The 25,619-nt window shown below is 71.2% G+C and carries 19 protein-coding genes and 1 riboswitch; of the genes, 8 read left to right on the forward strand and 11 right to left on the reverse strand.

Going from position 1 to position 25,619, the window contains the following annotated elements:
* Positions 1 to 37: 37 nt before the first annotated feature.
* The gene (gene hemE, locus ACQP2X_RS41975; protein WP_498691476.1) at positions 38 to 1,072 is read right to left on the reverse strand and encodes a uroporphyrinogen decarboxylase; all 1,035 of its coding nucleotides are present in this window, start codon (positions 1,070 to 1,072) and stop codon (positions 38 to 40) included.
* A 73-nt stretch (positions 1,073 to 1,145) separates the two neighbouring features.
* Between hemE and ACQP2X_RS41980 the strand changes: the two genes are divergently transcribed.
* A complete protein-coding gene (locus ACQP2X_RS41980) occupies positions 1,146 to 1,712 on the forward strand; it encodes a DUF3000 domain-containing protein (RefSeq protein WP_498691478.1) in 567 nt (188 codons plus the stop codon).
* Between the two features lie 460 nt (positions 1,713 to 2,172).
* Here the strand turns inward: ACQP2X_RS41980 and ACQP2X_RS41985 are convergent, their stop codons facing one another.
* Entirely contained in the window at positions 2,173 to 3,219 is a 1,047-nt protein-coding gene (locus ACQP2X_RS41985; RefSeq protein WP_498691480.1) for a S1C family serine protease, read from the reverse strand.
* 162 nt (positions 3,220 to 3,381) lie between these two features.
* Between ACQP2X_RS41985 and ACQP2X_RS41990 the strand changes: the two genes are divergently transcribed.
* The 5 genes from ACQP2X_RS41990 (at position 3,382) to ACQP2X_RS42010 (ending at position 10,867) form a co-directional block, all read left to right on the forward strand.
* Positions 3,382 to 4,677, forward strand: coding sequence for a ribonuclease D (locus ACQP2X_RS41990; RefSeq protein ID WP_498701196.1), 1,296 nt, complete (start codon positions 3,382 to 3,384; stop codon positions 4,675 to 4,677).
* A 162-nt stretch (positions 4,678 to 4,839) separates the two neighbouring features.
* Positions 4,840 to 6,036, forward strand: a complete 1,197-nt coding sequence (locus tag ACQP2X_RS41995) for a thiolase family protein (RefSeq protein ID WP_498691481.1) — start codon at positions 4,840 to 4,842, stop codon at positions 6,034 to 6,036.
* The gene (locus ACQP2X_RS42000; RefSeq protein ID WP_498691483.1) at positions 6,033 to 8,093 is read left to right on the forward strand and encodes a 3-hydroxyacyl-CoA dehydrogenase NAD-binding domain-containing protein; all 2,061 of its coding nucleotides are present in this window, start codon (positions 6,033 to 6,035) and stop codon (positions 8,091 to 8,093) included. The genes ACQP2X_RS41995 and ACQP2X_RS42000 overlap by 4 nt, the downstream gene beginning before the upstream one ends.
* 144 nt (positions 8,094 to 8,237) lie before the next feature.
* The gene (locus ACQP2X_RS42005; RefSeq protein WP_498691484.1) at positions 8,238 to 9,326 is read left to right on the forward strand and encodes a hypothetical protein; all 1,089 of its coding nucleotides are present in this window, start codon (positions 8,238 to 8,240) and stop codon (positions 9,324 to 9,326) included.
* 149 nt (positions 9,327 to 9,475) lie between these two features.
* Positions 9,476 to 10,867, forward strand: coding sequence for a DUF2637 domain-containing protein (locus ACQP2X_RS42010; RefSeq protein WP_498691485.1), 1,392 nt, complete (start codon positions 9,476 to 9,478; stop codon positions 10,865 to 10,867).
* Between the two features lie 86 nt (positions 10,868 to 10,953).
* On the opposite strand, the gene ACQP2X_RS42015 is transcribed toward ACQP2X_RS42010, so the two are convergent.
* From ACQP2X_RS42015 to dxs, 6 genes are all read right to left on the reverse strand, one after another.
* Complete coding sequence (locus ACQP2X_RS42015) at positions 10,954 to 12,195, reverse strand: sensor histidine kinase (RefSeq protein ID WP_498691488.1); 1,242 nt, start codon at positions 12,193 to 12,195, stop codon at positions 10,954 to 10,956.
* Positions 12,192 to 12,866, reverse strand: coding sequence for a response regulator transcription factor (locus ACQP2X_RS42020; RefSeq protein ID WP_498691490.1), 675 nt, complete (start codon positions 12,864 to 12,866; stop codon positions 12,192 to 12,194). Before ACQP2X_RS42020 ends, ACQP2X_RS42015 begins: the two co-directional genes overlap by 4 nt.
* A 67-nt stretch (positions 12,867 to 12,933) precedes the next feature.
* Complete coding sequence (locus ACQP2X_RS42025) at positions 12,934 to 14,193, reverse strand: outer membrane protein assembly factor BamB family protein (protein WP_498691493.1); 1,260 nt, start codon at positions 14,191 to 14,193, stop codon at positions 12,934 to 12,936.
* A gap of 40 nt (positions 14,194 to 14,233) precedes the next feature.
* On the reverse strand, positions 14,234 to 15,598 hold the full coding sequence (locus ACQP2X_RS42030; RefSeq protein WP_498691494.1) for a hypothetical protein: 1,365 nt from the start codon (positions 15,596 to 15,598) through the stop codon (positions 14,234 to 14,236).
* Between the two features lie 3 nt (positions 15,599 to 15,601).
* Positions 15,602 to 16,900 (reverse strand): outer membrane protein assembly factor BamB family protein, encoded by a 1,299-nt coding sequence (locus ACQP2X_RS42035; protein WP_498691496.1) that lies wholly within the window; start codon positions 16,898 to 16,900, stop codon positions 15,602 to 15,604.
* A gap of 85 nt (positions 16,901 to 16,985) precedes the next feature.
* Entirely contained in the window at positions 16,986 to 18,902 is a 1,917-nt protein-coding gene (dxs, locus tag ACQP2X_RS42040) for a 1-deoxy-D-xylulose-5-phosphate synthase (protein ID WP_498691497.1), read from the reverse strand.
* Positions 18,903 to 19,003: 101 nt separating this feature from the next.
* A riboswitch (ZMP/ZTP riboswitch) is annotated at positions 19,004 to 19,087 on the forward strand.
* A gap of 16 nt (positions 19,088 to 19,103) precedes the next feature.
* Between dxs and ACQP2X_RS42045 the strand changes: the two genes are divergently transcribed.
* Both ACQP2X_RS42045 and ACQP2X_RS42050 read left to right on the forward strand, forming a co-directional pair.
* Positions 19,104 to 19,964, forward strand: a complete 861-nt coding sequence (locus ACQP2X_RS42045; protein ID WP_498691499.1) for a bifunctional 5,10-methylenetetrahydrofolate dehydrogenase/5,10-methenyltetrahydrofolate cyclohydrolase — start codon at positions 19,104 to 19,106, stop codon at positions 19,962 to 19,964.
* Positions 19,965 to 20,664: 700 nt separating this feature from the next.
* Positions 20,665 to 20,898: a hypothetical protein gene (locus tag ACQP2X_RS42050; RefSeq protein ID WP_498691500.1), complete on the forward strand. Its 234-nt coding sequence runs from the start codon at positions 20,665 to 20,667 to the stop codon at positions 20,896 to 20,898.
* Positions 20,899 to 21,177: 279 nt separating this feature from the next.
* On the opposite strand, the gene ACQP2X_RS42055 is transcribed toward ACQP2X_RS42050, so the two are convergent.
* Genes ACQP2X_RS42055 through ACQP2X_RS42065 form a run of 3 tightly spaced genes read right to left on the reverse strand, consistent with a single transcriptional unit; the run spans position 21,178 to position 25,610 of the window.
* The gene (locus tag ACQP2X_RS42055; RefSeq protein ID WP_498691501.1) at positions 21,178 to 22,191 is read right to left on the reverse strand and encodes an NADP-dependent oxidoreductase; all 1,014 of its coding nucleotides are present in this window, start codon (positions 22,189 to 22,191) and stop codon (positions 21,178 to 21,180) included.
* Between the two features lie 49 nt (positions 22,192 to 22,240).
* Positions 22,241 to 23,548: a class I SAM-dependent RNA methyltransferase gene (locus ACQP2X_RS42060; protein ID WP_498691502.1), complete on the reverse strand. Its 1,308-nt coding sequence runs from the start codon at positions 23,546 to 23,548 to the stop codon at positions 22,241 to 22,243.
* Positions 23,538 to 25,610, reverse strand: coding sequence for an APC family permease (locus ACQP2X_RS42065; RefSeq protein WP_498691504.1), 2,073 nt, complete (start codon positions 25,608 to 25,610; stop codon positions 23,538 to 23,540). Before ACQP2X_RS42065 ends, ACQP2X_RS42060 begins: the two co-directional genes overlap by 11 nt.
* Positions 25,611 to 25,619: the final 9 nt, after the last annotated feature.

A 25,619-nucleotide genomic window follows, 5' to 3' on the forward strand; every position in this document is an offset into this window, starting at 1 on the left:
CGCCCCCGCCGCCTCGGCGGGGGCCCGCGAGTGTGACCTATCGAGCGGACGTCTCGTGGACGAACGCGACCAGCCGGGTCAGCACGTCCGGGTCGGTCTCGGGCATGACGCCGTGCCCCAGGTTGAAGACGTGGCCGGGTGCGGCCCGGCCCTGCTCGAGCACCCGGCGCGCCTCGCGCTCGACGACCTCGCGGCCGGCGAACAGCACGGCCGGGTCGAGGTTGCCCTGCACCGGCTTGGGACCGATCACCTTCGTCGCCCGATCGAGTGGCGTCCGCCAGTCCACGCCGACCACGTCGGCGCCCGCCTCGCCCATGGCCTCGAGCAGCACCGCGGTGCCCACCCCGAAGTGGATGCGGGGCACGCCGGCGTCGGCCAGCCCGGTCAGCACCCGCCGCGAGTGCGGCAGGACGTGCTCGCGATAGTCGGCCTCGCTCAGCGCGCCCGCCCACGAGTCGAACAGCTGCACCGCGCTGACCCCGGCGTCGATCTGGGTGCGCAGGAAGGCCAGTGTGATGTCGGCCAGGCGGCTCAGCAGAGCGTTCCAGAGCGCCGGCTCGGCGTACATCATGGCCTTGGTCTTGAGGTAGGTCCGGGAGGGACCGCCCTCGATGAGGTAGCTGGCCAACGTGAACGGCGCCCCCGCGAAGCCGATGAGGGGCGTGCCCCCCAGCTCCTTGACCAGGAGCCGGACCGACTCGGCGACGAAGCCGACGTCGTCGGGGGTGATCGGGCGCAACCGCTCGACGTCGGCCGGGGTGCGCACGGGCTCGGCCACGACCGGGCCGGTGCCGGCCACGATGTCGAGGTCGATGCCGGCCGCCGCGATCGGCACGACGATGTCGCTGAACAGGATGGCCGCGTCCACGTTGTGCCGGCGCACCGGCTGCAGGGTGATCTCGGTGACCAGGTCGGGACGCCGGCACGAGTCGAGCATGCCGATGCCCTCACGGATCTTGCGGTACTCGGGCAGGGACCGCCCGGCCTGCCGCATGAACCAGACCGGGGTGTGCGGCACGTCGAGGCCGCGGCACGCCCGCACGAAAGGCGAATCGTTCAAGACTGTGGTCACCGCGCCATCGTGCCACGACACGCGGGGCGCGCCGATCGGCTACGGACACGCGGCGGCGGCATAGTCTTCCCCCATGGCGTCCCCCTCCGCTGAACCTCCGGCGTTCGCCCGCGCGGTCGCCGGCCTGCGGGCCCCGGCGCCACGGCCCGAGATCCTCCTCGAGGAGATCGCGGCGCCGCAGCGGCTCGCCCCGTACGCGTTCGCGCTGAGCGCGACAGTCCTGCGCGCGGGCGACGAGGTCGCCGGCGGCCGGCTGATCCTGCTGCACGACCCGGCCGGCCACGAGGCCTGGCACGGCGACATCCGGCTGGTCACGCTGGTCACGGCCGAGCTCGAGGCCGACCTGGCCGACGATCCGCTGCTGCCCGAGGTCGCGTGGACGTGGCTCACCGACGGCCTGGCCCAGCACGCCGCCGCCTACACGGCGATAGGCGGCACGATCACCCAGACCACATCGACCCGCTTCGGCGAGCTGGCCGGCCCCCCACCCACAGCCGACCTCGAGGTCCGCGCTTCCTGGACCCCCACCGCCGACGACTTCACCGCCCACCTGCTGGGCTGGTGCGCCATGCTCGCCTCCACAGCCGGCCTACCACCCCCAGGCGTAACAACCCTCACAGACCGCCAGAGAGTGGGCTAACCACACCCGCGGGCTGCACATCCCACCCCAGCCGCCTCCAGCTGGCTGCACATCCCGCTCCAACCGCACCCAGCTGGCTGCACATCCCGCTCCAACCGCCTCCAGCTGGCTGCAAATCCCGCTCCAACCGCCTCCAGCTGGCTGCAAATCCCGCTCTAACCGCAACCAAAGCCGCACTCCACCCGCAACTGGCTGCAAATCCCGCTCCAACCGCAACCAAAGTCGCACTCCACCCGCAACTGGCTGCAAATCTCGCTCCAACCGCAACCAAAGTCGCACTTCGCCCGCAACTGGCTGCAAATCCCGCTCCAACCGCAACCAAAGTCGCACTTCGCCCGCAAATGAGTTGAGCCCGGTTTTCCAACGCCGCGGGGTGTGCGGCGTTGGAAAACCGGGCTCAACTCATTTGCCTCTCAGGGCGAAGTGCCCGCCGAGCGAAGCGAGGCCAGCCAGCACAGCATCAGCAAACCACAAAGGTCTCGCAAGCCGTCTTAACCGGAATAGCCAACCCAATCCCCTCAGCATCCTTAGCCTTAGCCGTGGCCAGCCCCACCACCTGCCCAGTGGCGTTGACCACCGGCCCCCCCGAGTTACCCGGGTTGATCGGCGCATCGAACTGGATGGTCGGCCCGTCCGGATCATCCGGCCGATAGGCGCTGATCACACCCGTGGTCACGGTGTCGTCCAGCCCCAGCGGCGCCCCGACCACCACGACCTGCTGCCCCGGCTTGACCGTGGCCGGCGCCGTCGCCAGCCCCACGATCTTGGTGTCCGCGTGTAGCAGCGCCAGATCCTTGGCCTTGTCGACATCGACGATGGTGGCCGTGATCCGGGTGCTGCCCCGTTCGAGCGACACCTTGCGCCCGCCGTCGGTCCACACCTCGGCCACCACGTGATAGTTGGTCATCAGGTTCGACTCGTTGCCCTTGGCTTTCCTGCCGACCGAGAACGCCGTCCCGGTGAAGCTGCCCGCGCGCACCCGGAACACGCTGGGCAGCACTTTCGACGAGACCGCCTCCGGGTCGAAGACCCCCGCCAGCTGCTGCTCGAGCCGGTCGGTCCGCCCTTTCTCGGCGGCCAGCCCCGACGCCAGGCTCTGGTTGTGGTCACTCATTCCTTCGATCCGGTACGCCTGCCAGCCCGCGACCAGGAGCAGCAGAACGACCACGCCGATGACGAGCGGCTTGATCCGCCCGCCCGGCGATGAGCGCCGCGGTTCGGGCTCGGGCGCCGGGGCCGCGACTTCCTCGTGCCATCGGGGCGCCTGCGGCTGCCTCTGCTGCGGCACCTGCCATTGCGGATCCTCGACCCATCCCTGCTGCTGCGGCTGCTCCCACTCCTGGAAGCGGCGCGCCGGCTCGCCCCAGGGGTCGCTGGCCGGCTCGTTCCACCGCGCCGGTTCCGGCGTCTCTTCCCAGGCCGGGGCAGCCGCGCGGCGCCGCCCGTCGTACTGCCGCTGCTCCCCCGTGGAGCCGGCGGGCGTGAACGGTTCGAAGGTCATGGTCATCCGGCGCGGCCTCCCGGGTAAACGGCGCTGCGGAGGGTAGTACGGAGCAAACGCCGGTTCGGATCAGCTCCGCCGAAGATCGAGAATCGGCGCGCCGGGACCCGGCTGCGCGCGCGTGGGGTGGCCTCCCCGTACGGTAACGGAGTGACCGACGACGCACCCCTGCTCCGTCGGGACGCACCGGAGCCCGCAAGGGACGGACGACCGCAAGCCGAGCCGCCCGACCCGACGTCTGGTGGTCCTGACGCCGCGCCCGCCCCTTCTGTACCCCTGACCGCGCCCCGCGACGGCACTCCGCGCCCCGTGGAGACCAACGCCGAGCTGTCCGACGTCGTCGCCCGCATGGCCGCCGGCACCGGCCCCGTGGCCGTCGACGCCGAGCGCGCCTCCGGCTACCGCTACACCCAGCGTGCCTATCTGGTCCAGCTCAGGAGGGCCGGCGCCGGCACCGTCCTGATCGACCCGCTGCCCCTGGACGACTTGCGCACCCTCGACGCGGCCCTGGCCGACAGCGAGTGGGTGCTGCACGCCGCCAGCCAGGACCTGGCCTGCCTGGCCGAGATCGGCATGAAGCCGCGCCGGCTGTTCGACACCGAGTTGGCGGCGCGCCTGGCCGGCTTCGAGCGGGTGGGCCTGGCCGCCCTGACCGAGCAGCTCCTCGGCTATTCGCTGGAGAAGCACCACTCGGCCGCCGACTGGTCGACGCGCCCGTTGCCGGAGTCCTGGCTGACGTACGCCGCCTTGGACGTGGAGCTCCTGACCGACCTGCGCGACCACTTGGCGGCCGAGCTGGACCGCCAGGGCAAGTCGGCCTGGGCCGCCGAGGAGTTCGCGGCCCTGGTGGCGAGCGCCGACCGTCCCCCGCGGGTGCGCCCCGACCCGTGGCGCCGTACTTCCGGCATACACCGCGTACGCGGAGCAAGGGCACAATCAAGGGTCCGGGCCCTCTGGTACGCCCGTGACGGCGTGGCCGCCCGCCGCGATTCGGCCCCCGGCCGGGTTCTCCCCGACTCGGCGATTGTCGCCGCCGCCGAACAGGACCCCAAGGACGAGCGCACCCTGCTCACGATCCCCGGTTTTGGCGGCCGCTCGGTCCGCCGCCTGGCCCGGGTCTGGCTGGACGCCCTGGACGAGGCCCGCGCCCTGCCCGACGACGCCCTCCCGGTGAACCAGCCGGTGGACGGCCCTCCGCCGCCCCACCGCTGGGCCGAACGCGACCCGATCGCCGCCGCCCGCCTGGCCCGCTGCCGTCAGGTGGTCATTGCCACGGCGGAGGAGCACACCCTCCCTCCGGAAAACCTGATCAGCCCCGACTACATCCGCCGCCTGGCCTGGTCCCCTCCCGAGGACATAACCCCACAGACCATCACCACAACCCTTCAGGGTTTCGGCGCCCGGAACTGGCAGACCGTCCTCCTGGCCACCAGCTTGGCCGAGGCACTCCCCGAACCCCAGTAAGACCAGAAGAGGGTGGGCGCGACCAAACCAGTGGGGCGCCCACCCTCATCGCGTCCTTCGCACAGCCGATGTGGATTCTCACAACCCGCTAGCCGCCATTAGTTACCGGCGAGTAGCATCGGAACTCACACCCCCATGGGCTCGCCCGCAAGGAGGCTTGCTGTGCCCCGTGAAGTACGCGAGGTCGTCTTCGTAGACGGCGTCCGCACCCCCTTCGGCAAGGCCAACGGCATGTACGCCGAAACCCGCGCCGACGATCTGGTCATCCGCTGCATCCGCGAGCTCATGCGCCGCAACCCCCAGCTCCCGCCCGACCGGGTCGACGAGGTGGCCATCGCCGCCACCACCCAGATCGGCGACCAGGGCCTGACCATCGGCCGCACCGCCGCCCTGCTCTCCGGCCTCCCCAAGACCGTCCCCGGCTACGCGATCGACCGCATGTGCGCCGGCGCCATGACCGCGGTGACGAACGTGGCCGGCGGCATCGCCATGGGCGCCTACGACGTCGCGATCGCCGGCGGCGTCGAGCACATGGGCCGCCACCCCATGGGTGAGGGCGTCGACCCCAACCCGCGCATCCTGGCCGAGAAGCTGGTCGACCCGTCCGCCCTGGTCATGGGCTCGACGGCGGAGAACCTGCACGACCGCCTCCCGAACATCACCAAGGAGCGCACCGACCGCTACGGCCTGAACTCGCAGCTGAAGACGGCCAAGGCGTACGCCGACGGCAAGCTCCAGCCCGACATGGTCCCGGTCGCCGTCCGCAACACCGAGGAAGGCTGGGGCCTGGCCACCACCGACGAGGCTCCCCGCGAGACCTCGATGGAGAAGCTGGCCACCCTCAAGACCCCGTTCCGCCCGCACGGCCGGGTCACCGCCGGTAACGCCGCCGGCCTCAACGACGGCGCCACCGCCGCGCTGCTGGCCAGCGAGGACACCGCGCGTGAGCTGGGCCTGCCGATTGCCATGCGGATGGTGTCGTACGGCTTCGTGGGCGTCGAGCCGGAGATCATGGGTTACGGCCCGATCCCGTCGACCGAGAAGGCCCTGAAGAAGGCCGGCCTGACCATCGACGACATCGGCCTGTTCGAGCTGAACGAGGCGTTCGCGATCCAGGTGCTGGCGTTCCTCGACCACTACGGCATCGCCGACGACGACCCGCGGGTCAACCCGTGGGGCGGCGCCATCGCGATCGGCCACCCGCTGGCCTCGTCCGGCGTCCGCCTGATGACGCAGCTCGCGCGCCACTTCGCCGAGCACCCCGAGGTCCGTTGCGGCCTCACCGCCATGTGCATCGGCATCGGCATGGGCGGCACTGTCATTTGGGAGAACCCGAACTGGGAAGGCTTCGCAAAGTGATCGAGCACCCGAACGAGGTCGTCACCAAGGCCCTTCTCCGGTTCGTCGCCGTTCCCGGCCTCGACAAGAAGGCCGCGCTGATCACGCTGGACAACGGCTTCGACTACAAGAAGCCGAACAGCTTCGGTCCCGGCGGCCTGGCGTCGCTGGACGAGGCCATCACGAAGGCCACCGAGGCGGACCCGGCGTTCATCGCCCTGACCGGCAAGCCGTACATCTTCTGCGTCGGCGCCGACATCACCGGCATCCCGTACATCACCTCGCGGGAGCAGGCCGTCGAGCTGGGCGAGCTGGGCCACCGGGTCTTCGCCCGTCTCAAGGACTCGGCCATCCCGACGTTCGCGTTCATCAACGGCGCGGCCCTCGGCGGCGGCCTCGAGGTCGCCCTGCACTGCCACTACCGCACGGTCTCCGGCGGCGCCGCCGCCCTGGGCCTGCCCGAGGTCGCGATCGGCCTCGTCCCCGGCTGGGGCGGCAGCCAGCTGCTCCCCAACCTGATCGGCGTGCCGGGCGCGGCCCAGGTCATCCTGCAGAACCCGCTCACCCAGAAGACGCTGCGCCCGAAGCAGGCGGCCGAGCTCGGCCTGGCCGACCAGCTGTTCGAGCCGGCCGACTTCCTGGAGCGCTCGCTCGAGTGGGCCGCCGGCGTCGTCAAGGGCGAGGTCACGGTCGAGCGGCCCGAGGTCGACAAGGACATGTGGGAGGGCGTGCTCTTCTTCGCCAAGCAGCAGCTCGACGAGAAGCTGCACGGCGCCGTCCCCTCGGCCAACAAGGCCCTCGAGCTGCTCGCTCTGGCCAAGGACGCGTCGTTCTCCGACGGCACTGACGCCGAGACCCAGGCTCTGGCCGATCTGATCATGGGCGATGAGGCCAGGGCCAGCCTGTACGCCTTCGACCTGGTGCAGCGCCGGGCCAAGCGCCCGGTCGGCGTGCCCGACAAGTCGCTCGCCCGCAAGGTCACCAAGGTCGGCGTGATCGGCGCCGGCCTGATGGCCTCGCAGCTGGCGCTGCTGTTCGTGCGCCGCCTCCAGGTGCCGGTCGTGCTGACCGACCTCGACCAGGAGCGGGTCGACAAGGGCGTGGCCTACGTCCACGACCAGATCGACAAGCTGGTCGCCAAGCGCCGCCTCGACGAGGGCACCGCGGCCAAGCTGCGCGGCCTGGTCAGCGGCTCGGTCGACAAGTCGGTGTTCGCCGACGCCGACTTCGTGATCGAGGCGGTCTTCGAGAACCTCGAGCTCAAGAAGCAGATCTGGGCCGAGATCGAGAAGATCGTCACCCCGGAGGCCATCCTCGCCACGAACACCAGCTCGCTGTCGGTGTCGGAGCAGGCGGCCGACCTGGAGCACCCGTCGCGCGTGGTCGGGTTCCACTTCTTCAACCCGGTCGCCGTCCTGCCGCTCCTCGAGATCATCAAGGGCGACCGGACCGACGACGCGACGCTGGCCACGGCGTTCGCGGTCGGCAAGGAGCTGAAGAAGTCGTCGGTGCTGGTCAAGGACGCGCCCGCGTTCGTGGTCAACCGCCTGCTGCTGCGGGTCACCAGCGAGATCTTCAAGGCCATCGACGCCGGTACGCCGTTGGAGGTCGTCAATGTGGCGATGGACCCGCTCGGCCTGCCGATGCGGCCGATCGCCCTGCTTCAGCTGGTCGGCCCCGCCGTGGCGTACCACGTCGGAGAGTCTCTGAACCGGGCGTTCCCGGACCGCTACAGCAACTCGCCGAACCTCAAGAAGATCGTCGACTCCGGCCTGCCGGTCATGGTCGACGACGAGATCAACCCCGCCGTGGTCGAGCTGATCGAGGCCGGTTCCGCTCCGCTGACGGCCGATGACGTACGGAAGATCGCCGTCGACGCGCTGGCCGAGGAGATCCGGATCATGCTCGACGAGGGCGTGGTCGCCGAGGCGCAGGACATCGACCTGTGCATGATCCTCGGCGCCGGCTATCCGCTGCACCTGGGCGGCGTCACGCCGTACCTGGACCGCAGTGGCACCTCCGAGCGGGTGACCGGAAAGCGTTTCCTGCCGAAGGGCGTGGCCTCGCTGCCCGCCTGATCCGGTTTTGATGGTCGATGCCCCGCGCTCCGCACGAGCGCGGGGCATCGTCGTTTCGGTGTGTCGCACCTCCCCCTACCACCGGAGATGCGTCATTGCCGGATGCCGATAGGCTCCGGAGGTACCCGAATGATGGAGCGCTCGATGTCGCAGCCCCCGTACCCCGGCCAGCCCTATCCGGGCGAGCCCTCCTCCGGACAGCCGTACCAGGGTCAGCCGCCGAACCCGCAGCAGCCGCCGTATCAGGGTCAGCCGCCGTACCAGCCCTATCCGGGCCAGCAGCCGCCCGCGGACGCTCCCGGCTCGGTGCCGCCGGCGCCGCAATACCCGCCGACCACGGCCTATCCCACGTCGGGTCAGCCCTCGCAGCCGGATCCCACTCAGCCGCAGTACGGGCCGCCTGGCGACTACACGCAGCCTCAGCCGCAGTACGGGCAGCCGCAGTATGGCCAGCCTCAATACGGTCAGCCCCAGTACGGGCAGCCGCAGTACGGTCAGCCCGAGTACGGCCAGCCTCAGTACGGCCAGCCCGGCTATCCGCCGGCTCCGCCGGAGAAGCCGAAGTCGAAGGTGCTGCCGATCGTGCTGACGGCGATCGCCATCGTGCTGGTCCTGTGCGTCGGCGGTTCGGTGGCCATCTATCTGGTCGCCAACAACAACTCCAAGGACGACACCACCAACGCGACCAACACGGACGCCACGCCGACCGCCACCAGCACCACGACGGCGCCGGAGACGACCGCGCCCACCACCGAGCCCACCAAGCCGCCCGCTCCCACCATCAAGATCATCGAGCCGGCCAGGCTCGGCGGGCGCCCGAAGCTGACCAACCAGCAGTTCGCCCCGCAGACCGAGCGTCTCGAGTCGAGCCTGAAGACGATGCCCGGGGTCACCAAAGCCATCGGAGCCCTGTACGGCACGGTCGGCGACGAGGACATCGTGGTGCTGGCCGCCGCGGCGGTGCCGATCGCCAACCCGAAGACGGAGCTCGACTCCACCTTCTACGGCGCCGGCGTGGGCGGCCTGAAGATCGACAACATCGTCACCGCCCCCACCGGCACCCTGGGCGGCTACGCCAAGTGCGGCAGCGGCAAGGCCGCCAACACCGACTTCACCCTGTGCGCCTGGGCCGACGAGGGCAGCTTCGGCATGATCATCTCGTACTTCAAGTCCATCAGCGCCGCCAAGGCCGAGTTCCCCAAGCTCCGAGCCCAGGTAGAGACCAAGAGCTGAGCCGGAGTCAAGCCGACACACCCCCCAACACGATCACATAGTCGCGTCGCCTCCGGCACGGACCGGTCACGGTTCCCTTCCGGAGGCGCCCGCGTAACCTCCACCGGTCAGGATGGTCCGCGTCCCCGATCGGTTTGAGGAGAGTTGCGGTGATCCTGGAACGCCTGCGCCGGGTCCGCTGGGCGGTACGAGCCACCTTGCTGCTGGGCGTGGCCGCCTCGGTCGTGGCCAACGTCCTGCACGCCCTCGACAACCCGATCAGCCAGGCCATCGCGGCGTGGCCCCCACTGGCCTTGCTGCTGACAGTGGAACTGATCTCCAGGGTCCCGGTCCACCACAAGCTGCTGGCCGCCGCCCGCTTCATAGCGACGGCCACGATCGCCGGCATCGCCGCCTGGGTCTCGTACTGGCACATGGTCGGAGTAGCGGCCCGCTACGGCGAGACAGGCGCTTCTCCGTACTTGCTGCCCCTATCGGTAGACGGCCTGATAGTCGTGGCCAGCATCTGCCTGGTAGAGCTAGGCGGCCGAATCTCCACCCTGGAACGTTCCACCCCCACCACCACATCACCTTCCGCCGCCGCGCCCGCGACTCCGTCACCGTCCGCCGCACCTTCCGGAACTCCGTCACCGGCCGCCGCCTTCTCCGGGGCAACCTCACCGACGCCCACAGCCCACGCCGCCGCTCACGCCACCACCCCAGCCCACCTCAGTGCCGCCGGCACCGCCACCACCCCAGCCCACCTCAGCGCCGCCGGCACCGCCACCACCCCAGCCCACCTCAGCGCCGCCGGCACCGCCACCACCCCAGCCCACCTCAGCGCCGCCGGCACCGCCACCACCCCCGCCCACCTCAGCGCCGCCGGCACCGCCACCACCCCCGCCCACCTCAGCGCCGCCGGCACCACCACCAACGCCAACGCCGAGAGCCAATCCCCCGTGGGCCGCATGACGGATATTTCCGACACGCGCAGCGTGTCGGATCCTGCCTTCTCCGCGCCGCCCATGCCTGGCCTCATCCCGGCTCCGACCGGCCAAGCCACGAGCCGCGGCGCCGGAAGCCGGGCAATGACCGCCGCCGCACTCGCCGAAGTCGCCGCGGCCCTTCCGCGCGCCACCGACGACGCGCCCTTCACCCCCGCGATGACTCGCCAGGGCCGCCCGGCCGGAAATGCCCCTCGCCCGGCAACCGGCGTTCCTCGCCCATCCGCCGAGACACCTCGGTCCGCGCCCGGCGGCCGCCGCCCGGCCGCCGAGACACCTCAGCCCGCCGGCGCCGGCCGGGCCGCCGAGACGGCTCGGCCTGTCGGTGCTGGTCGGGCCGTTCCCGCTCAGCGCAGCCGGCCGGAGACCACCACCGTCAGCACCGAGAAAACTTCCCGGCCCCGTCGCACGCCTGCCGAGACGGTGGCCCTGGCCCATGAGATCCGAGCCGCCCGACCGGGCCTCACCGAAGCCGAACTCGCCGCCGAACTGGGCATCAGCCTCTCCCGCTGGCGCACCATCCGCCGCGAGGCCGGCGACCAGACCGTCGCCGCCTGATCAGCACTAGTGCAACCGGCCACACCCCAGCACCACCGCAACCGCGCCACGCCCCGGCGCCACCACGACCGCGCCACGCCCCGGCGCTACTGCGACGGGGCCACGCCCAAGCCTTTGGCCCTCTTGACCGTCGCCGTGGCCGCCACCACCGGGGTCGCGTCGGCCGTTGGGAGCTTTACCGTGACCTCCAGGCCGCCGCCGTCCTGGGCCACCGCTGACACCGTTCCCCCGTGGGCGTCGCACACCGCTCGGACGATCGACAACCCCAGGCCCGAACCTCGGGAGCCCGTGCGTTCCCAGCCTCCCCGGCGGAACGGCTCGAACAAGCCTGGCACGTCGGCCGGCTCCACCTCGTAGCCCGTGTTGCCCACCACCAGCACCGCCTGGCCGTCGACCGTCGATGTTCGCAGCCACAGGCTGCCCAGCAAGTGGTTGTATCTGATCGCGTTCTCGATCAGGTTGCCCGCCAAGCGGTCGAGCAGTGACGGGTCGCCCACCACCGACGCCGGCTGGAGGTCTGTTGTCACCTGGAGTTTCAGGCGCTCCGCCTCCGCTCTCACCGCCGACAGCGCGTTTGTCACGCTCATCGCCAGGTCGGCCGGGACCTTGCGGACCAGGCGCCGGCCCGACTGGGCCTCCGAGCGGGCCAGCACCAGCAGCGCGTCGACCAGGCCGTTCGCTCTCTCCGACGCGTTGCGGACCACCTTTGCCATGCGCCTGTACTCCGCGACATCCGCCTCGTCGTCGCTCAACGTCACGTCGATCTCGGTCCTCATCACCGCCAGCGGCGTTCGGAGCTCGTGCGACGCGTTTGCCACGAAGCGTTTCTGCGACTCGAACGCCCCTGCCAGCCGGTCGAGCATCGCGTCGAACGTGCGGGCCAGTTCGGCCACCTCGTCGTCCGCCCCCGAGTAGCGGATGCGCTGGTCCAGCGTCTCCTCGCCGAGACGCCGGGCCGTCTGTGTGACCGCGTGCAGCGGGCGCAGCGCCCGGCCCGCCACCGCGTACGCCCCCGCCGTGCCGATGATGCCGATCGCCAGGAGGGCGACCAGGCCCTTCACCAGCACTTCCTGTGATGCCTGGGAGACCAGCGTGCTCTGCCACTCGACCGCGTCGCGGGTCTCCCCGTTCTCCAGGACCACCGTCGTGCCCGGGCGCAGGCCCTCGCCCGAGCTCATCACGTCGCTCACCAGCAGCCATGCCAGCAGGACCAGGATGGCGCCCGCGCCGACCAGCAGGATGCCGTTGAGCAGGGTCAGCCGGAGGCGCAGGGTGGGGCGAAGGCTCAGCCGCAGGCTGCGGTGGGCGCTGCCGGAGTAGACCGTCATGAGAGGACGACCGGTTCCGGCACCCGGTAGCCGGCGCCGACCACGGTCTCGATCAGCGGCGGGTCGCCGACCTTCTTACGCAGGGTCATCACAGTCACCCGTACCGTCGTGGTGAAGGGGTCGGTGTTGGCGTCCCAGACCCGTTCGAGCAGCTCCTCGCTCGACACCACGCCCCCTCGGGCCTTGAGCAGCTCTTCCAGGACGCCGAACTCCTTGTTGGTCAGGTCGATCGGTGCACCGCCGCGGGTGACGACCCGGCGGGTCTGATCGAGCACGAGGTTGCCCACCGTCAGCACCGGCGGCGCGGCCGGGGTGGCCCGCCGGCCCAGCGCCTGCACCCGGGCCACCAGCTCGTCGAAGGCGAACGGCTTGGGCAGGTAGTCGTCGGCGCCGAGCTGCAGGCCCTCGACCCGGTCGGCCACCGTGCCGCTCGCGGTCAGCATCAGCACCCGGGTCAGTGCGCCCGACTCGACCAGCGCCGCGCAGATCTCGTCGCCGTGCATGCCGGGCAGGTCGCGGTCGAGGATCACGACGTCGTACCTGGTCACGTAGGCCATTTCATGACCTTGGAGGCCGTCGTACGCCACGTCGACCGCCATGCCCTTGCGGCGCAGCCCCCGGGCGATCGCGTCACAGAGGTTCCGCTCGTCCTCAACCACCAGCACACGCACCGCAGACCTCCGTCGACAACCGGGTACAGCCTCGTCGACCGGGTGTGAAGAGGCCGTAAGTGAAAGGCTACCGAAGGGGCCAGACCCCGATCGAGGCGTCGACCAGGCGGCAGATCAGCACGTTCCCGGCGGCCCGGCAGTTGCCGGAGACCCCCGCGGCCGCCCCGGTGACCCGTATCGCCTGCTCGGACGGGTCGAGCAGCCCGTAGTAGAGGACGTACGCGCCCCGGACGTCGATCTTCCCGTAGATCAGGCCGTCGCCCGCGCGGCCGAGGCTCTCCCAGCGGCCGAAGTCGCCGACGGTCCGGCCGGTGGCCGGGTCGAGCAGCCACACCGCGGGCTCGTCGAGGCGCCGGTCGAGCCGGGTCGCCGCCAGGTAGGGGCCGGCCGGTTCGGCGTACGCCCAGAGCTCCGAGGACCACAGCGCCCGGCCGGTCTGCCGGTCGAGCGCCACCATGCCCGTCTGCTGGCGGAACGTGCAGATCAGCGCGCCGCAGTCGGCCTGCATCCAGCTCTGCGACAGGTCGGCCGCGGTCCGCCAGCGGAACGTCAGGTCGGGCAGGTGATAGGCGCTGAACCCATCACGGGTGTCGACGGTGATGATGTCGCCGACCGGCCAGACGTACCCCGTCTTCAGGGGCAGGGTTCGACCGGCGACGAGCTTTCCGGTGTACGCGTCACGGGTCTCCAGTCGTCCGTTCGCCGACTGGACGACCAGCCAGCGTGGATAGCCGCCGCCGGTGCCGGCCTCGGTGATCACCCCGCTCGGCGGGCGCACCACCGACCAGCGGACCATGCCCGTGTCGGCGTCGACCGCGATCGAGGCGTCCTCGGCCGCGAGCAGCACCTGGCCCTCCGCGGCCCCGACGAGCCGGGCCGGCCGCCGCCACAGCGTGTCGTCGGTGCCGGCGGCGACCGCCACGACGGCCCAGCGGCCGCTCGCGTCGAGCTGGTACGACGTCACCAGGGTGTCGCCGACCCGCATCACCTGGTCGATCGCGCCCGAGACGGTGACGACGGTGCCGTCGACCGGGCTGACCCCGGGCAGGTGGTACGTGTCGATCGTGCGCACCCGGACGCCGTTGCCGACCACGGTCGACCCGCCGACCACGAACATCTGGTCGTCGAAGACGAACACGGAGTCGCCCAGGTCGGCCGGGATGACGATCGGCGCCGCCGGGTGTGGCACGGGCCCGGCCGCGGCCAGCAGGCCGAGCAGCGCGAGCGACAGGAGGCCGAGCAGCATCCGGAGCGGCACCGGTGGATCGGCCACCGGCGGTGGGGCCTCTCGCGGCGCGTCACCGAGGTCGATCACGACGTTGGTCATGCCGCCCTCCCCGGCCTCCCCCAGTGTGCGCCTCCGGCGGTCAGCCGCGGTATGCCCAGATGCGCAGACTCTCGTCCGTGCGGCAGGCCACGTGACCCACCCCGGTCACGCAGTCGCTGATCGGGGCGCCGGTCACCCCGAGCGGCTGCACGGCGTCCCGTTCGGGGTCGACCACGCCGAACGCGCTCGCGCCCCGTTCGAGGCCGCGCCGGAGCACTATCGCCTCGCCGGCCGGTCCGTCGACCACCGCCCGCCAGCCGGACAGATCGACGCGCGGGGCGCCGGTGGCCGGGTCGACGAGGCGTACCGGAACCGAGGTGTTGCTCTTCAGCTGCATCACGTAGCCGCCCCGCCGCACGAGGTCGTGGTCCTTCTCCGCCCGCCACGCCGGACGGCCGGTGGCCGGGTCGAGCGCCTCGAGCCCGGCCTCGCTGATCGAGCAGACGACCCCGAGGCAGAAGGACTGCTGGACCAGGACCTCCGGGACATCGCGGCCCCAGAGGCGGGCCAGCGTGCCGGTCGAGTAGGCCGCCTCGTGCGTGATGTAGCCGTTGGCGTTGTAGTAATAGACCATCATCAGCCCGCCGATCGACTCGCCGCTCGCCGGCAGGCGCCCGTCGACCCGGTCGGGGGCGGCCGTGCGGACCACCTGGCCGGTCATCCCGTCGATGCGCTTCAGGCCGGCCGAGGAGAGCAGCAGCACTGTCGGCGTGTCGCCCGAGGAGGCGTCGACGATGACCGAGCCGGGCACGCTGAGCGTCCAGACCGTCGCTCCCGTGTAGAGGTCGACGCCGCGGATCTCGGTGTTCGTGGGCGGCTCGACGTGCGGCTCGCCGTCGGCCGTGAAGAAGAGCTGGCCCGGCTCGCCCGCCTCCTGGTCGTAGACGGTGCCGGCCCGGAAGCGCGGCTCCTCGATCAGCCCGACGCGGCCGCCGGCCATCTGCGTGACCGGCGTCGGCGCCGACCAGCGGGCCTGTCCGCTGTGCCGGTCGAGCACCGTGGTCATCGGCCCGTCGGAGACGAGCACCACGTCGCCGGCCATCCGGACGGAGGAGCCGCCGTACCCGATCTTCTCCGGGTCGGCCCCGGGCAGCTCGTAGCGGGTGCTCCAGGCCTTCCGGGGCGGCTCGGTCAGGCTCCACGCGGTCACCTCGCGCGCGCCGCCGTCCTCCCCGACGGTGTAGGCACGATCGCCGGCCAGCCGGAACAGCGACCCCGGTCCGATCCCGGCCGGCACCGAGCCCAGGTAGCGCCAGAGGGTGGGCATGGCCGGGGCCGCGCTGCCTCCGGCGAGCACGAGAACAACCGCGAGGATCAGGCCGGGAATCCGGTAAAGGTGGGCGGGCGGCGGCGAGCTGGGCGCGGGCTCGGGCTGGGCGGTCAGGTCCAGCTCGATCAGCGCCAAGGCTCAACCCTTCAGGCCGTACGCCCAGACGACGAGCTGGCCGTACATCGTGCGGCAGACCAGCCGGCTCGGCGCCGACTGGCAGTCGCCGGTGCCCGTGGGCAGGTCGGTCAGCAGCCGCGGGCGGCGCTCGCCCGGCCGGGCGACGGCGACCATCGTACGGCTTCCCGGCTCCAGCGACCTCGTCACCAGCAGGTGGCCCTGGAGGCCGCTGCCCATGACCGGGCGCCAGCCGGTGAGGTCGGCCTCGAGCCGTCCGGTGTCCGGGTCGATCAGGCCGAGGGCGGTGGTGTGCTCCGGTGAGCCGTACGCGACGTACATCGTCCCGAACCTCTGCAGACCGCGCCACCCCGGCTGCCGCCAGCGCACGTCACCGGTCCGCGGGTCGATCGCCCGCATGCCCTCCGGCCCGCTCAGGCAGGCCAGGACACCGCATTCCTGGATGTCGTACGACCCGTCGGCCGGCATGGCCCACACGTTGCGCAGCGTGTCCGGGTCGTACGCGGAGATCTCCATGCCGGGGTTGCCGGGGTGCCGCAGCAGGATCAGGCCGCCGACCACGGCCGGGTTGGCCGGGTCGTAGTCGGCCGGCGGCACCTCGCGGCGCACCAGCTGCTCGCCGGTGACCAGGTCGCGGACCTCCATCGTCCGATCGTCGTGGACCAGCAGCATCCGGGTGCCCGAGTCGCCGGGACCGGGCAGGCCGGTCAGCACGGCGCTGGCCGGCACGGCGACGGTCCACCGGGTCTGCCCGGTCATCGGGTCGACCGCCTGGATGGGTCCCTCGACACGCCGGCCGGCCCCGGACTGGCTGCGCCGCGGGGTGACGGCGAGCAGCGTGGGCGAGCCGGCCACGGTGACCACCTGACCGGCCCGGGTCCACCGCGAGACCCCGTCGCCGACCGAGACGGCTGTCGTTCCCGGGTCGCTCGTGCCGGCGTTCCAGGGCCGCATCAGCACCAGCCCGCCACCCAGGCGCAGGCGATAGGCGGGCGTGGACTGGCCGGCCTCCCAGAGCGTCCGGCCGGTCGCCAGGTCGTACGAGCTCAGAAGCCCGAAGGTCTGTGCGAGGAGCTGGCCGCCGTCGGTCATCGCGTACGCGTCGGCCGGCCCGATCCGCAGGCTGAAGATCTCCCGGATCGGGGACTTCGCGGGCTGGGCCGACGCGGTCGCGGTGAACAGCACGAGCACGGCCAGAACAGCCGCGGGGAACCAGCCGGGGAACGCCGAGCGGCTCGGTGAGCCGTACGTCTCGGGCTCGCCCCGATCAAGACCGAGGTCGATGATCACCGTGTCGCTCATTCTTCTAAAGTAACGAGCAGATAACGGTGTCGCCTTGGTCAGAATCCCTTCCGCGGCTTTTCAGCGTTTAATCAGGCTTTTCTCATCACGCCTGGGCGGGCTCCGTGTCCGCCTCGAGCCGCGACACCCAGCCGATGACGTCGCGCGCGATGTCCTGAGCGGTCAGGCCGAGCGACGTGAGGATCTCGGCCCGGGTGCCGTGCGGGTGCCAGCCCGCCGGCACGCCGAAGTCGCGCAGCGGCACCTCGACGTCGGCGTCGCGCAGCGAGGCGGCCACCGCGTCGCCGACACCGCCGGCCCGGATGCCGTCCTCGATCGTGACCACGCGGCGGTGCTGGGCGGCCAGGCCGGCCAGCACGATCGGCACCGGGCGCACCCAGCGCGGGTCGACCACGGTGACCCCGAAGCCCTGCTCGGCCAGCCGGGCCGCCACGTCCATGCCCAGCGCGGCGAACGAGCCGACCGCGACCAGCAGCACGTCCTTGCGCTCGTCCTCGCGCAGCACGTCGACCTGGCCGGCGCGGCGCACGGCGGGCAGGTCGGCCGGCACCGAGCCGGTCGGGAAGCGCACGATCGTCGGGCCGTCGTCGACCGCGACCGCCTCACGCAGCTCCTCGCGCAGGGTGGACGCGTCACGCGGGGCGGCGATCCGCATGCCGGGCACGGCGCCGAAGACGCTCATGTCCCAGATGCCGTAGTGGCTCGGGCCGTCCGGACCGGTGATGCCGGCCCGGTCGAGCACGAAGGTCACCGGCAGCTCGTGCATGGCCACGTCGAGCAGCACCTGGTCGAACGCGCGGTTGAGGAAGGTAGCGTACACGGCGACGACCGGGTGCAGGCCGCCCATGGCGAGACCGGCGGCCGAGGTGGCCGCGTGCTGCTCGGCGATGCCCACGTCGTAGACCCGGTCGGGGTGCTTGCGGGCCAGGTCGGCGATGCCGGTCGGCTCACCCATGGCGGCGGTGATGCCGACGACGTCCAGCCGCTCGTCGGCGATCTTGATGAGCTCCTCGGAGAAGACGTGCGTCCACTTCACCGACGGCTTGGCGGTCAGCGCCCCCGTCTGCGGGTCGAACGCGCCCGGGCTGTGCAGGCAGTCGGCCTCGTCCTGCTCGGCCGGGCGATATCCGTAGCCCTTGCGGGTGACCGCGTGCACGATGACCGGGGCGTCGAAGCCCTTGGCCCGGCGCAGCGCCGACTCCATGGCGAGCATGTCGTGGCCGTCGACCGGCCCGATGTATTTGATGCCGAGGTCCTCGAACATCGGCTGCGGGCTCACCGCGTCCTTGATGCCCCGCTTGACCGCGTGCAGCACCTCGTAGACCGGCTTGCCGACCACGGGAGTGTTGCCGAGCGCGTCCTTGACCAGGTCGAGCACCCGCTCGTAGCCCGGGTTGAGCCGCAGCGTGCTGAGGTGGTCGGCCAGGCCGCCGATGGTCGGTGCGTAGGACCGGCCGTTGTCGTTGACGACGATGACCAGCCGGTTCTTCGCGGTGGCGATGTTGTTGAGCGCCTCCCAGCACATGCCACCGGTCAGCGCGCCGTCACCGACGACGGCGACCACGTGACGGTCCTCGCCGCGCAGAGCGAAAGCCTTGGAGAGGCCATCGGCGTACGACAACGCGGTCGAGGCATGCGAGTTCTCCACCAGGTCGTGCTCGCTCTCGGCCCGGCTCGGATAACCGGACAGGCCCCCACGCTGCCGCAGCATGTCGAAGCCGTCCTGCCGGCCCGTCACGATCTTGTGGACGTACGCCTGATGACCGGTGTCGAACAGCACGCGATCACGGGGCGAGTCGAACACCCGGTGCAGCGCCAGCGTGGTTTCGACCACACCGAGGCTGGGACCGAGGTGGCCGCCGGTGCGCGACACCTTGGCCACCATGAAGTCCCGGATCTCCGCCGCCAGCAGGGTCAGCTGCTCGGGGTTGAGGCGCTTGAGGTCACCGGGTGAGGTGACGCTGGCCAGAAGACCGTCGGAGGCGGGGAGGGATTCGCTCATGGGGGCAAAGTCTATCGGCGTGGCGCACAGGCGCATCCGCCAAGAGGTTTCGATGCGGTGTCCTACACACAACCGTCACAAACTTTCCTCTGGCATGCTTGTCGTACGAACGCGACTGGCGGCACGGAGGATGGGTCAACCATCGGGGAGCTCGTCACGGGGGGTCGACCGCCTGGGCACCCGTGCATGCGGAGTCCAGCCATGCCTTCAGCCCGTCTCCTGCCCGGCGCCCCAGTGGCCGAGGCCGTCCTGGCCGACGTCGCCGACCGCGTGACCCGTCTGCGGGCCCGGGGCGTCACCCCCAGCCTCGCCACCATCCTGGTCGGCGACGACGACGCCAGCGCCGGATACATCCGCATCAAACAGCGCCAGGCGGCCGACCTGGGCTTCGAGTCCCCCCACGAGCACCTGCCAGCGGACGCGACCCAGAAGGACCTGGAGTCGGTGATCGCCGGCTTCAACGACGACCCGGCGGTGCACGGCGTCCTCATCCAGTACCCGATCCCCGGCCACCTCGACTACGACGCGGCCCTGCAGACCCTCGACCCGGACATGGACGTCGACGGCATGCACCCGCTGAACATGGGCCGCCTGGCCCTGGGCATGCCCGGCCCGCTGCCGTGCACCCCCGCGGGCATCGAGGCGCTGCTGGCCCACTACGAGATCCCGGTGGCGGGCCGCGAGGTGGTCATCCTGGGCCGGGGAGCCACGCTGGGCCGCCCGCTGGCCATGCTGCTGGCCCAGAAGCGCCCGACAGCGAACGCGGCGGTGACGGTGGTGCACACGGGCGTGAAGGACTGGCCCCGCTACACCCAGAGGGCGGAGATCCTGATCGCCGCCGCCGGCGTACCGGGAATCATCCAGCCCGAGCATGTCCGCCCCGGAGCGACGGTGATCGGGGCGGGGGTCCGTTACGAGGGCCGCCGCCTGCTCCCCGACGTGGACGAGTCGTGCGCGGAGGTGGCAGGAGCGATCACCCCACGAGTGGGCGGCGTAGGACCGACCACAGTGGCAATGCTGTTCCGCAACGCCGTACTGGCAGCAGAGCGCGCCACGGCCTGACGTCTCCGACCGGCGAGCCCGCCTTGCCTCGCTCGAGAAGGCCGGCTCGCCACGAAAGCGCCACCCTCGGCCGCCCGCCCCACCCTGAGCGGCCGGCCGAGCCGGCTCGCCCCGGAAGCGCTGCGCGGAGTCACCCTCAGCGACCCACCCCACCCTGAGCGGTCAGCTGAACCGGCTCACCACGAAAGCACTACGCGGAATCACCCTCAGTAACCCATCCTGAGCGGTCAGCTGAGCCGGCTGGCCGCGGAAGCGCTGCGCGGAGTCACCCTCAGCAACCCACCCTGGGCGTTCAGCTGAGCCGGCCCGCCACGGAAGCGGTGTTCCTGGTGACGCCGATCGCCACACTCGCCCGACGAACCACCTCTCCCCGAAGGCGCTGCGCGCGGTCACCCGACCACACCTCGCGCTTGGCGAGTGAGCCCGCTCCACCGCGGAAGCCGGGCGCGCTCGACCGCCCTCCCCCACTGGCCGAGCGCCGAGCGCCGAGCGCCGAGCGCCGAGCGCCGAGCGCCGAGCGCCGAGCGCCGAGCGCCGAGCGCCGAGCGCCGAGCGCCGAGCGCCGAGCGCCGAGCGCCGACTCAGATTAAGCCGACCCCCTTGATAAATGACAATTATTGTCGTGGCGCCATCAAATAATCCATCGAATTTGGAATGATCGACAGGTGGCTTTTCCAAGCGGCCGACGGGATAATTGGTCATGCGATTCCACCAGCTTGGACTATTCTCCCGCGAGCAGATCAACACCATGCGCGACCGCACTCCTTCGCGCAACTGGTCGCCTGATAAGGATGCCTTTCGGCGCGAACATGAGCGCCGCCGCAAGTGGGGTCCCGCTCAGCGCCACGGCTTCACACTGCTGCGCCTGAAGCGCGAAGCACAACGCCGCGCCACCGAGGCCAGGCAGCAGCCGCATGACCAGCCCCGGCCGTAGGACCAGCCCCAGCTTCGGGACCAGACGCGGCGGTAGGACCAGCCCCAGCCTCGGGACCAAACTCGGCGATAGGACCAGCCCAGCCTCGGGACCAGACGCGGCTGCATGACCAGCCCCGGGACCGGCCGCCAGCCGCAGGACCGGCCGCCAGCCGCAGGACCGGCCGCCAGCCGCAGGACCGGCCGCCAGCCGCAGGACCGGCCGCCAGCCCCTGATCGGGCGCGGCGGCCTCTCGCGGGCTCCCCTTCGGCGGAATGCGCGAAGGCGGAGAACCGGCCGCTATAGGCGGACTACCATTTTGCCGGTGTTCGCGCCTCGCAACAAGCCCAGGAAAGCGCCCGGCGCCGCCGCAATTCCGCCCTCGACGATTGTCTCCTGCCACGTGAGTTTGCCCTCGCGGAGCCACGTTGCCATGTCGGCGGCGAAAGCCGGCATCCGCGCACCGTGATTGGTGACGATGTAACCGCGCAAGTTGAGTTCCTTGCCGATCGCCAACGCCAAGTTTCGCGGGGCTGCGGGCGGCTCCGTGTCGTTGTAGTGGGCGATCGCCCCGCACAGCGCGACCCGGCCGTACTTGTTCAGGGAACCGATCGCGGCTTCCAAGTGGTCGCCGCCCACGTTGTCGAAGTACACGTCGATGCCGTCGGGGGCCGCCTCGCGCAGCTGCTTGCGGACCGGGGCGTCCCGATAGTTGAAGGCCGCGTCGAAGCCCAGGTCCTCGGTCAAGTGGGCGACCTTCGTGGCGGAGCCGGCGCTGCCGATGACCCGCTTGGCGCCCCGCAGCTTGGCGATCTGGCCGGCGATGCTTCCCACCGCGCCCGCCGCGCCCGAGACGAAGACCGTGTCGCCCTCCTTGAACTGGGCGATGTCCAGGAGACCCACATACGCCGTCAAGCCCGTCATGCCCAGCACGCCCAGGTAAGCCGACAGCGTGGGAGCCGCCGCCGGGTCGACCACGCGCACCTTCGAGGCCTCCAGCGCCGCATACTCGCGCCAGCCCAGACCGTGCAGCACCGTGGCGCCCACCGGCACCGCCGGCGCGGCCGAGGCCACGACCTCACCAACGGCCGAGCCGTCCAAGGGGGCGCCGATCTGGAACGGCGGGGTGTACGACTTCACGTCGTTCATCCGGCCCCTCATGTACGGGTCGACCGACATGAAGAGGTTGCGCACCACCACCTGGCCGTCCGCGGGGGCGCCCACCGTCACCTCCGCGACCTCGAACGTGTCGTCGCCCGGCCAGCCCTGCGGGCGGGCGGCGAGCCGGATCTCACGGCTGGTGAACGTGCTCATGGGAAGCTCCTCGGAAGTCACCGGGCGGGATGGTTACCACACGGTAACTTCAGGGCGTCAGCAGCGCTACGCACTCCACGTGCTGGGTCATCGGGAAGCAGTCGAACGCCCTCAGCGCGGCCAGCTCCCAGCCGAGCGAGCGGAACGTCGCGATGTCGCGGGCCAGCGAGGCCGGATCGCAGGCCACGTAGGCCACGGCCCGGGGGCGGGCGGCGGCGACCGCCTTCACCACCTTGGCGCCGGCGCCGGCCCGCGGCGGGTCGAGCACGACCAGGTCGACCGGGCCGGTCACCCGGCGGCGGCTGAGGGCGTGGTCCACGCGGGCCTCCACGACCTCGGCGCCGGTCAGGTCGGCCAGGTTGGCGCGGGCCGCGGCGACGCCGGCCGGTGAGGCTTCGACGACCGTGGTGCGCGCCTTCGTGCGGGTGGCGAGCGCGGCCGCGAACAGGCCGGCCCCGCCGTAGAGGTCCCACGACACCTCGCCCTCGGCTGGTTCCAGCATCTCCAGGACCGTGCCGACCAGCGTTTCGGCGGCCAGCGGATGGACCTGCCAGAAACCCTCGGGCGGGAGCGACCAGGTGCGACCGGCGGCGACCTCGGTGACCTCGGCCGGGCCGCGCAGGCTCCGGAAGCCGGCCGGCGCCTCGGTCGGGTCGTCGGTGGGCGCGCTGCCCCGCCGGGCCAGGATGGCCACGTCGCCGCCGGTGGTGGCCACCGCCTGCAGGGCGTCGGCGTCCGGCCAGTCGAGCTGGAGCAGGTCCAGCTCCTGGATGGCGGGGTGGGCGATCCGGCAGCGGTCGATCGGCACGACCTCGTGCGACCGATGCTTCAGCAACCCAGGCCGGCCGAGAGCGTCGACGGCGTAGCGCACCCGACTTCGCCACCCGAGCAGCGACAGAGCGTGACCGGCGCGCTCGGACGCCGCGGCAGATTCCTCGGCGAAGCGGGGGTCTCCGCTTGCGGTGGGGAGCGCCTCGACGCGTACCGGATGATCGATGCCCGCCAACCGCCGAAGCTGTTCGCGCACTACGGCCGTCTTCCAGCCGAGCTGGGCGTCGCCCGAAGCATGCTGGAGATCGCAGCCACCGCAACCACCGGGGTGGGCGAAGGGGCACGGCGGTGTGACCCGGTCGGGCGAGGCCACGTGGATCTCGACGGCGTCGGCCCGCAGGAAGCCCTTGTGCAGCTCCGTAATCTCCGCCGTGACCTGCTCGCCGGGCAGGGCGTGGCGGACGAAGACGACGCGGCCGTGCGGGCCGCCGAGACGGGCGACGCAGTGGCCGCCGTGCGCGGGAGCGCCCACCGTGAGCTCCACCCGGTCGCCCTGGAAAAGCTCCTGGACGGGATCACTGCTCATCGTTCGCCTCCGCCGGGGACTCGCCCCGGTTGCGGGGACCCCGGGCCGGAGCGCGGACCAGGCCGCGGTCCATCCGTTCGAGGTCGCGGTCCTGGCTCGACTGGAGCTGCCACGGCACGCTGGTGACCATCACTCCCGGCTCGAAGAGCAGGCGGCCCTTGATGCGCAGGGCGCTCTGGTTGTGCAACAGGTTCTCCCACCAGCGGCCGACCACATATTCGGGGACGAAGACGGTGACCACGTCGCGCGGCGAGCCGCGCCGGATGCCCTTGACGAAATCGATGATGGGGCGGGTGATTTCGCGGTACGGCGAGTCGACCACCGTGAGCGGCACCGGGATCTGGCGGCGCTCCCACTCGTCCTGGATGTGCCGGGTGTCCTTGTCGTCGACGTTGACCGTGACCGCGGTGAGCGAGTCGGGCCGGGTCGCCTGCGCGTAGGCCACCGCCCGCAATGTCGGCATGTGCACCTTGCTGACCAGCACCACCGCGTGGTTGCGGGACGGCAGCACCGGCCGCTCGTCGGTCGGCTCGAGCTCGCGGGAGACCCGGGTGTAGTGCTTGCGGATGGCCAGCATCAGCCCGTAGATGACGATCATGGCGGCGATCGCGATCCACGCGCCGAGCAGGAACTTCGTCACCAGCACGATGATCAGGACGGCGCCGGTGAGGCACATGCCGAACGCGTTGATGGCCCGCGAGCGGATCATCCGCCGGCGTTTCTCGGGGTCGCGCTGGGTGCGCAGCAGGCGGTTCCAGTGCCTGATCATGCCGCCCTGCGACAGCGTGAACGACACGAAGACGCCCACGATGTAGAGCTGGATGAGCCGGGTGACCTCGGCCTGGAACGCCGCCACCAGCACCATCGCGGCAATGGCGAGGAAGACGATGCCGTTGGAGAAGGCGAGCCGGTCGCCGCGGGTGTGGAACTGCCGCGGCAGATAGCGGTCCTGGGCCAGGATCGAGCCGAGCACCGGGAAACCGTTGAAGGCGGTGTTCGCGGCCAGGAAGAGGATCAGGGCGGTGACCGCGCCGACCACGTAGAGCAGGAAGCCGTTGCCGAAGACCGTCTCAGCGAGCTGCGTGGTGACCGTCTTCTGCACGTAGCCGTCGGGGGCCGCGATGATCTGGAGGGCCGGGTCCTCCACGTACTGGAGGTTGGTGGCCCGGGCCAGCAGCACGATGCCGACGAGCATGACGATCGCGATGCCGCCCAGCAGCATCAGGGTGGTGGCCGCGTTCTTGCTCTTCGGCGGCTTGAAGGCGGGCACGCCGTTCGAGATCGCCTCGACACCGGTCAGGGCCGCACACCCCGATGAGAACGTCCGCAACAGCAGATAGGCGAAGCCGAAGCTGGTGAGGTGGTCCTCCTCGGCCGCGATGGTCAGGCCGGCGCTGGGCGCCTGCAGGTCCTGGCCGAGCACGAAGACCCGGAACAGCCCCGTGAGGATCATCCCGACGATCACGATGATGAAGAGATAGGTGGGTACGGCGAAAGCGGTGCCCGACTCGCGGAGGCCACGCAGGTTGAGCGCGGTCAGGATGGCGATGGCGCCGATCGCGCAGGCGACCTTGTGCTCGGCCACGAACGGCACCACCGAGCCGAGGTTGCTCACGCCGGAGGCGGTCGACACGGCCACGGTGAGGATGTAGTCGACCAGCAGGGCGCTGCCCACGCCCAGGCCGGCCCGGGGGCCGAGGTTGACCGTGGCCACCTCGTAGTCGCCGCCGCCGGACGGATAGGCGTAGACGTTCTGCCGGTAGCTGGCGACCACGGTGACCATCACGACCGCGACGGCGAGCGTGATCCACGGGGAGATGTAGAAGGCGCCGGCCCCGGCGATCGACAAGGTCAGCAGGATTTCGTCGGGCGCGTAGGCCACGCTCGACAGCGCGTCGCTGGCGAACACGGGCAGCGCGATCCGCTTGGGGAGCAGCGTGTGCTGCAACTTGTCGGATCGGAACGGCCGGCCCAGGAGCAGCCGTTTCGCTAGAGAGGTCGTACTCGCCACGAGTGCCAAGAGTACGTACCCCGCCCCGCCCGCCGCCTCCGGGCGGCGCATGCGACCCTC

It is taken from the genome of Actinoplanes sp. CA-131856, assembly GCF_050956135.1.
GTDB lineage: Bacteria > Actinomycetota > Actinomycetes > Mycobacteriales > Micromonosporaceae > Actinoplanes.